The following is a 13,935-nucleotide window of genomic DNA, read 5'->3' as shown; positions in this document are numbered from 1 at the left end:
TTACCTCATTAAAAAACTTTTTTACTGATTGCAAGTTAGTATGCTGAATATAAAATGCTATGTCGGACGGATTCAAATTGAAATCAATAATGCATCTTTTTAAACATCAACGTGTAAAAATAGCCTTAAGGTGGCTTCTTATCATTTTTTATCTGATTGCTGGAATCAATCATTTTGTACATCCGCAATTTTACCTTCCACTGATCCCTACCTATCTACCCAAACCTGAAATGATCAATTGGGTCAGTGGTGTTGCCGAAGTACTATTAGCCATAGGTGTCATTCTTCCGAGGTATAGAAGAATTGCAGTCCTCCTTATTATTTTGATGTTGGTTGCGTTTATTCCCTCACATGTGTTTTTTATACAACAGGGAGCATGTGTCGGGACGTCTAGTTTGTGTACCCCGATGTGGGTGGCTTGGCTAAGGTTGTTCCCAATTCATCCTTTGTTGATGGTTTGGGCTTGGTATGTGAAATAATTCCATCAAAAAAAGCTGTCCCTCAAAGAAGAACAGCTTTCGTATTATTTTATTAAAATATCTATTTCAAAGCGATTTGACTTTTGTCCTCGAATTCAATCTCAAAAACAAATGCATGTTCACAAGGTTTTTGAGATGGAAGCATTATTTCTAATGCTTCTTCATCTTGGGTAAAATCAAGCGCACCATCATTTCCTAATAATTTGATTTTCTTAATCCCTGAAGTAACATATTCTGACTCTTTGTTCAATACCGGAATCTTCACTTTTCCGTTCGAAGCCCATGCCATTGAGATAGCATATAATTTACCTTCGTTAGTAGTGAAACGAAAATCATCAGCTGTTAAGTCTTCATTTTTATATTCTGTATGATGACCAGTTGCTACTTTTGTAGGGCCGTCACCATAGATTTTCCAAGGTCTTGAACCATAGATTGCTTTTCCGTTCACCGATAACCACTGACCGATCTCTAATAAGATTGCTTTTTGATCTTCTGGAATAGTACCATCTGCTTTTGGACCTACATTCAACAATAAGCAACCATTTTTACTTACAATATCTACTAAATCATCAATCAATGTATTCGCATCTTTTGAAATCCAGTTCTTTACATAACCCCAAGAGTTCTTACCAATAGAAGTATCTGTTTGCCAAACTTTAGGGTTGATGTCTGCCATTTTACCTCTTTCGATATCCAAAACATGAGTTCCTTCTGGGAATGTTACCATTTTGAAATTTTTCGTTTGAAGTACTACGTCTTTATTCCACTCCTTCCCTTTATTATAATAGTAAGCTGCTAGTTTCGGGTGGTAAGGCATAAATTCCTCACGGTCTATATAAAAATCAAACCATAAGATATCCGGCTGATAGCTATCAATAATATCTTTTGTTCTGTTCCACCAATGTGTCAAGAATTCCTGATCTGCTGGTGCATAATGATCGTGTGGTCTGCTGTATAAATCACTGTATTGAGGGTCCATTGTATCAAAACCTTCCTTGTAAGTGAAGTAGTTCCAGTTGAAGGCATAATGCGAAGAAGCACCAATTTTCATGTTTCTGCTTCTCGCCTCTTTTGTCAACTCTCCTAAAATATCTTTCTTTGGTCCCATGTCTACTGAGTTCCAACGCGTATGCTTTGAATTGTACATTGCAAAACCATCGTGGTGTTCAGCTACAGGTACAATATATTTCGCTCCTGACTGTTGGAAAAGGTCCACCCATTCTTTGGCGTCGAAGTGTTCTCCTTTAAACATTGGGATAAAATCCTTATAACCAAACTTGTCCAATGTCCCGAAGTGTTCTACATGATACTTGTTCATGGATGTAGCACCAATTTTTTTCGCCTCACCCTTAGGGCTCCACTCCACACTGTCCATATACATCAAACGAGGATACCATTCTGATCCATATTCTGGCACTGAATACGCTCCCCAGTGAATGAAGATACCTAATTTGGCATCATGAAACCAATCGGGCACCTCATACTGTTGCAGGGATTCCCAGTTTGGTTCAAAAACATTTTTACTTGCTGCTGCATTTTCCTTTTGTACGGAGCAAGCCCCAAGGAAAGCAGCAACAATTAACATTACTACATTTCTCATACTATCTAATTTTTTCTTAAGTAATCATTATATAAGCCTACCTTATTGTATAATGTCAGATTATTATAAAACTGATATTACCTTTCTCTCAAAACTGTTTGTCTTGTTTAGATAAAAGCGTGCTTTATCATTGTTTCAAATTTATAATTGAATGCTCAGACAGTATGGAAATTATCATTTCAAATAGAGGGGCCATAATTTGAGAATAGATATATTTGCACCATTTTTATGAATAATTATTACGATTAGTTAAATTCATACCTTAGATATTAGGTAAGTTTAAAGAGGGTGTTTTTTGTAAATATGAATTTTTAGTGTTTCCCTCTCCTGAATGACCTCTCTTTTAGTCAAAACATCCCTCACATCGATGAAATGAAGATTTGAAGGAAAATATTTTAGTCTATACGGGGTGTATATTTATTCTTTTCCCTCTCGGTATTGGTACCGAAGGGGGATTTACTTACTTTGTATAAGTATTTTTTGGACTTCAGAAGAATTAGATGATTTATTATTACTTTGAAATGAATTTACTATCAAAAACTGCAAAATATCTACGATTTCTAACGTATATTTTGCCACTGACTTGTTTGCTGCTATTTGTTGTTGTTCCGTCAAAAGCTTTTGATGAAACTCCAGTATTTGCACATTACACTACAAAACAAGGGCTCTCCCAAAATGACATTAATTGCGTTTTTCAAGACGAAAATGGCATGATATGGATCGGCACCAATGACGGTCTAAGTCGCTTTGATGGGTATGAGTTTAAGAACTACAGAATGGACACGCACACGCTGCCCTCTAACCTTATTACAACCGTAATTCAAGATGATCACGGTAACTTATGGATTGGGTCCGCTGATGCGGGATTGTTCCGTTTTAATCTTACAACTGAAAAATTTACCTTTTTTGCGAACACCAAAAAAAGCCCTAAGCTATTGACGGATAATAATATCTCTACAATGGTGAAAGATCATGATGGTAACTTATGGTTTGGCAATACCAAAGGGCTCAACAAGATCGAAAGTAAGTACGTTACGCGAGATAAAATTAAAGTCAATAAATACTATCATAACCCACACAATCACGAAAGTATTCTTTCTAATTACATCACACGCTTATTTGTAGACCAAAGAGGGAATTTATGGGTAGGAAGTAAAAAAGGAATGCAACTCTTAATTAACCCAAAAGAAAAGAGCGAGTTTAGCATCTTCAAGAAGTTTCATAAAGGATTTGATAACAGTGTTTTTTCGGTTACAGAAGGTAAAAACTGTTTACTGATCTCCTATTTCGACGGCATCTACCAACTGAAAGTCAAAGGAATAGGTGATAGCGAGGGAGAATTCAAAAAAATCTCTGACATCAAAGCAGAACATATTTATAATGACGAAGAAGGAATAATATGGGCAGGCGCTGGAGATGGGCTGTACCGTATGAAATGGGATGCTATTGGTGAAAAGCTTACAACAGTAGATTTTTTTAACAGTGACAACAATGAGTTTTTCACGGCCAATATCATTACGTCACTTTATGCTGACCAACTTGGTGTAATTTGGATTGGTACAAATGGTGGCGGTATCAATAAGTTTAATCCAAGAAGAAAAAAATTCAGACATCTTAAAAAGGGAGATAACTCAACAGACCTCAAATACAATAAGATTAGATCTGTTTTTGAAGATAAGAAAGGAAGACTTTGGATTGGTACTGAAGGTGGTGGTATCAACTTGATTGAAGATCATCAGGTAAAAACGATCAACATTGCCCCTAATAAAAAAGCTCAGAATGTGGTTTATGCCATTGAATATTTCAAAGACATGATGATTTTTGGGATCGGCTACCCTTATAAAACATTAGCCATCAAAATTGATGAAGCCACTCAACTTGAAGAAAAATTACTGAAAAGTCTCTTCCACCCTATCGGTCATGGCAATGCCACTTTTGACCTGGTCAATGATGGTGACTCTATCTTATGGATGGCAACCTATGGCGGGGGATTAATCAAAGGCGTTCAAGAAAATGGTAAAATGCAATGGTCTTTTCCTCAAATCCTAGACAAGGATGATGATATTATTGACGTTATCCGTAGTTTAACACTAGACAGTAAAGGAAATTTGTGGATTGGCACTAATCAAGGGGTTGCTTTTCTTTCAAAAGAAGAAAAATCAAAAGAAAAACCTCAATTTCAAGTCATCCAAAATAAGGCGGAACATCCCAAAAGTTTAAGCTACAATTATATATTACCAATTTTTGAAGCTTCCAATGGTGAAATTTGGATTGGTACAATGGGTGGTGGATTGAACGTGTTCCATCCCGACAAAATGCCATTGAAAAATGTGCAATTTGAAAGAATCACCAATAGAGAAGGTCTTCCAAGCAATGTGATTAAATCAATTTTAGAAGACGAATATGGAAATCTATGGGTAGGGACCAACAAAGGTTTAAGTAAAATCAACCTCGAATCTCGTGCGATCAAAAACCTCGACGTTTCAGATGGTCTTCAAGATGATGAATTCAGTGAGTTAGCCGCTGTTAAATTAAAGAACGGTGAATTACTCTTCGGGGGAGTGAATGGTATCAATATTTTCAAACCGCATGAAATCATTGATGATAATACCATCGCGAATTTAATGTTCACTGAATTGAAAATTTTAAACAAAAAAATCAATACTTATGATAAGTTTGAAGGACATGAAATACTTTCTTCTTCTCTTCAAACCACAGAAGAAATTGAATTACAATACAGTCACAATAGCTTCTCTGTAAAGTTTGCTTCTCTGCATTATGGTGCTTCAGAAAACAATCATTACAAATATAAGTTGGAAGGTTTTGATAAAGATTGGGTGGTGGCTGATGTGGAACAAAGAGAGGCAAAATACACCAACCTTTCTCCGGGAGATTACACTTTATATGTAAAAGCATCAAATGGAGATAATGTATGGAACCCTAATCCAATTACATTAAAAGTGAAAGTGCTTCCGCCACTTTGGTGGAGTTGGTGGGCTAAAATCTTTTATGTTCTATTTATATTATCCATCACTTTCTTCTTCTCTCGCTATACAATTATCACGGCGAGAAAGAAAAGTCAGCTGGAAATGGAGAAGTTTGAACGTGAAAAATTAGAGGACTTAAGCCAACTGAAGTTACAGTTCTTCACCAATATCTCTCATGAGTTGCGTACACCACTGACTTTGATCCACACACCGATCGAACAACTCATCAAAAAAGGAAACAAGCTTTCATCAAGTGAAAGAGAAAATAGCTATCAGATGATTTTCAAAAACGTTCAACATCTTATGCGTTTGGTCAATCAACTATTAGATTTTAGAAAAGTTGAACAAGGACAAATGAAATTGCAGCTCTCTAAGGGCAATTGGTCTACGTTCCTTGATCAGGTGCATCACTCTTTCAAAGAGTTTGCTGAACACCAGAACATTAGCTTCACTTATGAAGTAACCTCCAACAATATTCATGGCTATATGGATACGGATAAGCTTGAAAAGATCTTATATAATTTACTTTCGAATGCTTTTAAATTTACTTACGATGGTGAAATTAACCTTTCACTGACACAAGATGAAAATAAAGTAAAAATCAAGCTACAGGATACTGGCATCGGTATTTCTGAAGAAAAATTGGATTACCTTTTCAACCGTTTTTATCAGGTAAGTAATCTTAAAAAGGCAAAAAATAGAGGTACAGGTATTGGTTTAGCCTTCACCAAAAGCTTAGTAGACTTACATCATGGTACCATTAAAGTAGAAAGTGAACTGAACAAAGGCACTACTTTCTATCTTGAATTTCCATTACATAAAGAAGATTACGAGGGTGAAGAAATTGATGAAATCACTGTAACTCCTTTAGTACATGAATCTCTTGTTTTAGAGCAACAACAGCAAGAAGAGGATGAATTGGAAGTTTCTGCCAAAGCCAAAGTGTTAGTAGTCGATGATAACTATTCAATCCGTGAATTACTCAAAGGCATTTTGAAAGATGACTATGATGTGTATCTCGCTGAAGATGGTCAAAAAGGATTACAAATTGCCAAGGAAATAATGCCTAACCTTGTGGTTTCTGACATTATGATGCCAATTATGGACGGTTACGAACTGGCAAAGAGTATTCGTGATGATGACCAACTTTGTCACCTTCCTATTATTCTTTTGACAGCAAAAAATTCTGAAAAGAGTAAGTTAAAAGGATATGAATATGGTGTAGATGCTTATGTCACTAAACCTTTCAATTCTGATGTTTTACTAGCTAGAATGCACTCTTTAATTGAAAATAGAAAAAATCAGCAGAAGAAATTCAGAACAAAAGTGGATGTAAAACCAAGTGAGATCACTTATACTTCCATTGATGAGAAATTCTTGAAGAAACTAGTCAATATCGTAGAAGAAAACCTTTCTGATTCTGAATTTACAGTAGATATGTTAGCCTCCGAATATGGTGCAACGCCCATTCGACTGAATCAAAAGTTAAAAGCCCTTACTGGACAGACCGCTAAAGGATTTATCCGAAATATTCGTCTAAAACGAGCAGCCCAAATGTTAAAATTAGGACGATACAGTGTCAGTGATGTCACTTATGAAGTAGGCTTTAATGACCTAAAGTATTTTAGAAATTGCTTCAAGAAAGAATTTGGTATTCCACCTTCAGCCTATTTAAAAGAAAACTCAACTGAGGGGGAAACATCTGACATTTTGGAAGATATTGTTTAAGACTTTATTACACGAAGTTGCTATGGGTAGACCAATCGTGTCTACCCGTAAACCGTAAGGGATAAAATAAATTATTTTTCACCTCTCCGTTTATTAAGTTTTAACTTAATTTTTATAAACAAAAAAGGAAAGTGAAAGTATAAAATTCGGAATTATGGTTAAAACTACACTCTTCACTCTTTTATCATCGTTCGATTTTTCACTTTAATACTTCTCATTTTGCACTCAATACCAACACACTGATAAAACATTTAAACGTATAGGGGGTGTATAATTTAAATCGCGGTTTAAATACAAATACAGAGGGTTAACAATATTTTTTACCCCCGATTTTACAATGGTTTTTTTAACACTTATGAAAAATTAACAATCTAGATTTGAACTGTCAATGATAAATGAATTGAATTTTTAAATCTTAGTATGTAGAGATTATGAATTGTTATTATACAAAAGCAAATCTATTCAAATACTTAGGCGGAACGTTTCTGCTAGTATTACTCTCTTCAATCCAAATTTTTGCACAAGACCTCATTGTTAAAGGTGCCGTGATTGATGAAGAGCAAGCTCCCCTAATTGGAGCTTACGTTATCGTAAAAGGAACTACTATTGGTACAGTAACTGACTTTAATGGTAAGTTTGAATTAAAAGTCCCTAGCAAAGAAAGTGTTCTAGAAATCACTTCTATTGGCTACGCTACTCAAACACTGAGTGTAGGTGACAGAACTACATTTAACATCACAATGCTTTATGATACTGAAGCATTAGAGGAAGTAGTAGTAATTGGTTATGGTGAACAATCTAAACGTGAAGTAACGGGTTCAATTGCTCAAGTAAAGGCAGAAGACCTTGACCGTTTAGCAACATCAGATATCGGTACAGCACTTCAAGGTCAAATGGCCGGTGTGAGTGTTAGATCTGCTGGTGGTTCTCCGGGTGCTAACTCTACGATTACCATTCGTGGTGTGACCTCTTTCCAAGATGGTGGTTCTGAACCGCTATATGTAGTGGATGGAGTAACGTATACTTCTAACCCTAACATTTCTCCTCAAGAGATTGAATCATTAGAAGTACTAAAAGATGGTGCATCTGCTGCCATTTACGGTTCAAGAGCCTCTGCAGGTGTAATTTTGATTACAACAAAAAGAGGTAAAGCGGGACAAATGAAAGTAAACATCGATTCGTACTACGGTGTTCAGAAAATTACTTCAGGTGTCAACCTAGCCAACACAAACGAGCACCTTTACATCAACAAGTTATCGAACTTATTGAAAGAAACGGGTAAGTTTAATCCTTTGGAGCAAAACAAAAATGGTCTGTATTATGACACGGACTGGATGAACGAGCTTCAAAATGATATGGCTCCAATGCAAAACCACAGTTTAAGAATCTCAGGTGGTTCGAGTAACTTAACATACAACATTACAGGTACTATCTTTGATCAGCAAGGTGTTTTAGTGGGTTCAGATTATGCTCGTCAAACTGTAAGAGCAAACACTACTTACAAGAAAGGTAAGCTTCAGTTCCAAGTAAACATGGGCTTGAACAACAGTATGGCCAACAAAGAACCTTGGGGTTTACAATATGACGCAATCAAGCAAGCTCCAATCTTACGTGGTGTAAATTCTGGTGAAACAGACGTAGTTGTACCAGGTGCTAACCCTGAAAACATGGGTCGTTTTATCGGTAAATTAAACCAAGTAAACGAACAAGCGATCAGTGGTTACAATGGTAATGCACGTATCAACTATGAATTATTCAAAGGATTCAAATTGAATGCAAACATTGGTGGATCAGTTTCTTATAATAATCAGAAATTATTTGAACCATCTTACTCTATTCGTGATGAAGACGGACTATTACTAGTAAATGCTTCAAATCCTGTTGCTCAATTGAGATATACAGATTACAAATACCAACGTACAATCCAAGAGTATACTGCCACTTACAATAGAAAATTTGGTAAGCACAAAGTAGGTTTCGTAGGTGGTGTTACTTTTGAAACTTCAATAGGTAGCAGACACTTCGTACAAGCGAGAGACTTCCCTAGTAATGATACTCAATCAATTGGTGCTGCCAACGAACTTATTGCAGCGGATGAAAGATACTCTGAAAATAAGAATATCGGTATGTTAGGTCGTGTTCAGTATGCCTACGACAACCGTTACTTATTCAGTGCTTCGGTAAGACGTGATGGTTCTTCAAGATTCCATGAGTCTAACAGATGGGGGGTGTTCCCTTCAGTATCTGCAGGTTGGAATGTATCGGAAGAGAAATTCTGGGAACCTGTTAAACCTTACGTATCTGCTTTAAAAATTAGATATGGTTATGGTGAAACGGGTAGTGATAAAGCAGGTCAAGGTCTAAACAACTTAATGGCTGACTTACCTTACCAATCGATCGTAACTCCACAAGTAGATTACGCTTTAGGTAGAGAAGGAAGTGACAACTTACAATTTGGTGCTATCGCTCCAACGTTCGTAGACAGAGCTATTCGTTGGGAAACAAACGTATCTCAAAACATTGGTATAGATAGTGAGTTCTTAGAAGGTCGTATCACTTTATCAGTAGATGTTTATAAGAATGATAAAAGAGACATGTTGTTAGCGGTTCAGATTCCTCCATCAACTGGTGCAACTTCTACCAACAGTTATGACAGAGTATGGCAAAACGTGGGTAACTTATCGAACGAAGGTATTGAAATTGCTTTAGGCTATAATGATCGTTTTGGTGATGTAAAATTCTCAGTAAACGGTACATTTACAAGAAACATCAACAAAGTTATTTCACTTGCTCCATCAGTTGAATCAATCTCAGGTGGTAAGCCAATCATTGGTAGAGATAGTGAGCCTACAACCTTCTTAAGACCAGGTTACACAGCGGGTGCATTCTTCTTGATTCCTACAGACGGAACAATCCAAACAGCTGAAGAGTTAGCTGCCTACCAAGAAATGATTCCTTCTGCTCAATTGGGTGACTTAAAATATATCGATACAAACGGTGACGGTCTACTTGACCAAGAGGATCGTCAGTACATGGGTTCTGGTACTCCTGAGTGGGAAGCAGGTCTTAACTTAAATGTTGCTTACAAAGGTTTTGATTTAGGTGTACAATTATTCGCTTCAATGGGCGCGAAAGTATACAACGGTGCAAGAGCTTACTCTTACTTAACAAAGAGAAATGCTGAGTTAGTAAATGCTTGGTCACCAAGTAACCCTACTTCAAATATTCCAATGCCAAGAGATCAAATCGAGCACTATAACACTCGTACATTCTCAGATTACTTTATTGAAGATGGTTCATACTTAAGAATTCAAAATATCTCATTAGGATACACATTGCCAAAAGCGGTAGTATCAAGAATGAAGATGAACAACTTAAGATTCTATGTAAGTGCTCAAAACCCATTCACTTTCACAGATTACTCAGGTTTCGATCCAGAAGTAGGATCACAAAGTATCTTCTTAAGAGGTGTTGATAGAGCTAACTATCCGATCTCAGCAGTATACAGAGGTGGTTTATCTCTTGAATTCTAAACTTACTTACAATCATGAAATTTATATCTAAAATATTCGTTGGACTTGCTTTGTCAGCTGCATTATCAAGCTGCACAGACTATTTCGATGTAGAAAATGTAAATACAATTACAGAAGATTCTTTCTGGCAAAATAGAGAGGATGCTTTCAAAGGATTAATGGCAACATACAGTGGTTTACAAGGTCATGGTGTTACAGGTGGTACTTCTGCTGTTAACACACCGGTAAGATCTGATACAGGTAGACCAAATAACTGGAATGCGGGTGCTCAATCACTTCAAAAGTTATCATTTAACGATAACACAAACGTTGTAAAAGAAAAGTGGGCAGATTTGTATACTGCTATTCTTCGTGCCAATCAGGTCATTGAAAAAGTACCTGGCATTGAAATGGATGAAGAAGAAAAAGCACTATTTATTGCAGAAGCACGTTTTGTACGTGGTGTTTGTTACTACTGGTTATACTCTACTTACAATCATGGTAGTGTTATCCTTCACAAAACAGTGCCTGCCTCAAAAGAAGACTTCGCTAAGCCACTTGCTCCTAAAGAAGACGTGTTGGCTTTCCTTATGGAAGATTTAGTACACGCTCAGGAGAACCTTCCTGAAGAATGGGACGACAACAATTTAGGTCGTGCTACTTGGGGTGCTGCAACAGGTTTCTTAGGTCATGTTTACATCAACGAACATAACTATGAGCAAGCAAGAGTTGAATACAAAAAACTCATCGATAGAACGGACTTGTATCAATTGACTCCTGAAATTTCATGGAACTTTGATACAGAACACGAGTTCAATTCAGAATCAATCTTCGAAGTAGTATTCTCTGCTACTCAAAAAGCAGGTTCTGCTGCAGCTGGTGCACAAGATGGTCCTACAGGGTCTGAAGGTACTACTAGAGCAAGAACATTAGCACCAGGTGGTGCAGGTGGATGGAGAGTTGTAATGCCTTCTTACTGGATGACAATGCAACTAAAAGAAGATCCTATGGATCCTGATGACAGCAGAAACGACGATAGAGTATATTCTTTAAGATGTGAAGCTTCTATTGCACTAGCTGACGATGGTACAACATACTACCAACAAGAAGTAGAAAAAGCAGGTTTCAACAACAACGAGGCTTCTTACTTAAGAAAGTTCCAAAATCACCAAAATATAAATGATGGTTTAGGTGATGTTTACAGTTCAGGTATTAATGAGAGAATCATTCGTTTAGCAGACATTTACTTATTGTATGCTGAGTGTATTTTAGAGTTGAATGGTGATGGTGCAGTAAATGAAGCGGCAAACTTAGTAAACCAAATCAGAGCGAGATCAGGTGTAATGCAAATTGACCCTGTAAACTACACAGCTAAGTCATTAATGGAGCACATTATGTGGGATGAGAGACCTAAAGAATTAATGTTTGAAGGTCATGATACACGTTGGGTTGATTTAAGACGTTGGGGCAAAGTAAAAGAGCAGTACGACCGATTAGCGAAGTTAGAATTTACAATCCAAGAGAAGAACCTTAGATACATCACAGATGAGGATGTTGATATTGTCCCTTTAAGAGAATATGTAGAAGGTGCTGCGGCTTATACTCCTTTAGCACATGACTACTTCCCTATTCCAGTGGATGAAGCACTTACTAATCCTAACATCAACAACTAATTAAAGAATTAGAACATGAAAATTCTAAAAAATATATCACTTGGAGTGATGGCATTGGTAATTGCTCTCACATCCTGTCAGAAAGATGAAGTTGTTCCTTATGGAGACTTCCAAGATATTGCCATATTTTCTCCCTATGCCAATCAAATCACTGTTGAGATCAACCAACAAATCTCAATTGCTGACGGTTCAAAAGGGTTTTTAGACAGAAAATGGACTGTTCCTTTCCCTTCTTATTTTATCAATAACGATGACTCTGTTTTAAAAGAAGAAACCGCTTTTGTAAAATTCATGGAAGTAGGTGAGATTCCTTTAAAAATCGAGTGGGAATTCGAAGATTCTACTGGAATCTATATGGAGGACTCTACTTTCTTAGTGACAGTACTTGATACGATTACTACTGATATTGCTGTTACAAACATTGAAGGTAATTACACTGAAGAAAACGGTAGATATGTAATCGAAGCAGGTTCAATTGTAACGATGACAGATACCTCTTCAGGAAGCCCTGATACTTACGAGTGGTTAATTGATGGTCAAGAGGAAACATTAGAAACAAAAACTGTTGATATCCAATACAAAAAGCTAGGTAAATTCTCAGTTGGATTAGTTTCTTCAAGAGTAGAGCCTTTTGGTCGTGCAGATACGTTGATTATCCCTGATTATATCGAAGTTATCCCTTCTACCCTACCAGTGGTGATGACAGGTGCTGAAGAAAGTAGCAACGGAGGTACAGTACAGTTACAATTCTCTAGAGAAATGGATGCGATTGATGCTAGTCAAATCCCTGCCTTCACTGTAAAAGTAGATGGTGCAGCAGCAACAATCAGTGCAGTACAATTGAATAAAAATGATGCTAGTATTGTAGAAATTGTATTAGCAGACGATATCTACAACTCTCAAAGTGCAGTTGTTTCTTATGATGCATCTGTAGGTACTGTACAATCTTCTGACTTCGTGAAATTAGAGACCTTTACAGATCAAGATGTGAAAGTTTACATCGAAAACTTATTGACAGTCAACCCTGATTTTGAAGATGGTACAATAAGTCCTTTCGCAAGCCCTTGGAACCAAAAAGGTTTTGCTAATGTAAACGTTCTTTCTTCAGGTGCTCAATCAGGTACGAAGGTATTAAACATCGTGATGGATGAGGGTACAAACGCTCAAATGGGTATGGATCAAGGTTTCATTTCATTGAGCAAGGATAAAACATATGCTTTTGAATTCTGGGTGAAAGTGAAGAGCAATCCAGGTGGAAACGGTTTCCAAATGAGTTGGAGAGTAATGCCTAGTGACGGATGGGCTGACAACTATAAAGAGTGGATGGGCGTTTGCTGTACAAATGCTTTAAAACCTGAAAATGAAGGTGTTTGGCAAAAAGTACAAATCTTAACAGACAAACAACCACCTGCTGATTGGCCAAGTGCTAAACTTCACTTACAAATCATCAGTGGTGCTGGCGGACAAACTGAAGTAGAGTTTGATAACTTTAAATTCTATGAATACGAAGTTCCTGCAGCTGAATAAGAAAAATAAATCAATCTAATAAAGATTACAGGGCATCCGAGTTTGGGTGTCCTGTTTTTTTATTTTTTGTCTTCAAGAAGGCATCAAGATTATACTTCCAAACCTCCTTGTTTTTATCTCGTGTTTTTTAGAAATCAAGAGATTTTACTATAAATATTACTTTTATGGAGGATAAATGGTATTGTATTGTGGTTCGTGAGGACGTTGCAATGCAACGACCCTACAGCACTGCATTTTAGAAGATAATTATTAAACCTTTGTCTTTTGACATGTAATCTGATAATCATTTAGTAGTATCTGCCTCGGCATTGAAGGGAAAAGCGTTAAGAATTTCATGGAGTGAGCCGTTAAAAATGATTTTGCTGTTTGAGCATCTCAAAACGATGAAGTTTTGATCGAGTTATCCTTTCAATAGGCCCAAGGAATGAA

The 13,935-nt window shown here is 36.8% G+C and carries 6 protein-coding genes; 5 read left to right on the top strand and 1 reads right to left on the bottom strand.

Features of this window, described 5'->3' with window-relative positions:
• The first annotated feature begins 89 nt into the window (after window positions 1-89).
• Window positions 90-479 (top strand): MauE/DoxX family redox-associated membrane protein, encoded by a 390-nt coding sequence (locus PL77_RS18530; RefSeq protein ID WP_044208744.1) that lies wholly within the window; start codon window positions 90-92, stop codon window positions 477-479.
• A 61-nt stretch (window positions 480-540) separates the two neighbouring features.
• Here the strand turns inward: PL77_RS18530 and PL77_RS18525 are convergent, their stop codons facing one another.
• The gene (locus PL77_RS18525) at window positions 541-2,079 is read right to left on the bottom strand and encodes an alpha-L-fucosidase (protein ID WP_044208687.1); all 1,539 of its coding nucleotides are present in this window, start codon (window positions 2,077-2,079) and stop codon (window positions 541-543) included.
• A 521-nt stretch (window positions 2,080-2,600) separates the two neighbouring features.
• Here PL77_RS18525 and PL77_RS18520 point away from each other — a divergent pair.
• The 4 genes from PL77_RS18520 (at window position 2,601) to PL77_RS18505 (ending at window position 13,506) form a co-directional block, all read left to right on the top strand.
• Window positions 2,601-6,794, top strand: a complete 4,194-nt coding sequence (locus tag PL77_RS18520) for a two-component regulator propeller domain-containing protein (protein WP_172665898.1) — start codon at window positions 2,601-2,603, stop codon at window positions 6,792-6,794.
• A 431-nt stretch (window positions 6,795-7,225) separates the two neighbouring features.
• Complete coding sequence (locus tag PL77_RS18515) at window positions 7,226-10,327, top strand: TonB-dependent receptor (protein WP_044208683.1); 3,102 nt, start codon at window positions 7,226-7,228, stop codon at window positions 10,325-10,327.
• A 14-nt stretch (window positions 10,328-10,341) separates the two neighbouring features.
• The gene (locus tag PL77_RS18510) at window positions 10,342-11,979 is read left to right on the top strand and encodes a RagB/SusD family nutrient uptake outer membrane protein (protein ID WP_044208680.1); all 1,638 of its coding nucleotides are present in this window, start codon (window positions 10,342-10,344) and stop codon (window positions 11,977-11,979) included.
• A gap of 15 nt (window positions 11,980-11,994) precedes the next feature.
• A complete protein-coding gene (locus PL77_RS18505; protein WP_082026622.1) occupies window positions 11,995-13,506 on the top strand; it encodes a carbohydrate binding domain-containing protein in 1,512 nt (503 codons plus the stop codon).
• Window positions 13,507-13,935 lie beyond the last annotated feature (429 nt).

It is taken from the genome of Flammeovirga sp. OC4, assembly GCF_000812565.1.
GTDB lineage: Bacteria > Bacteroidota > Bacteroidia > Cytophagales > Flammeovirgaceae > Flammeovirga.
Note: the sequence above shows the minus strand (reverse complement) of the source record. Positions and strands in the feature narration are given on the sequence as shown.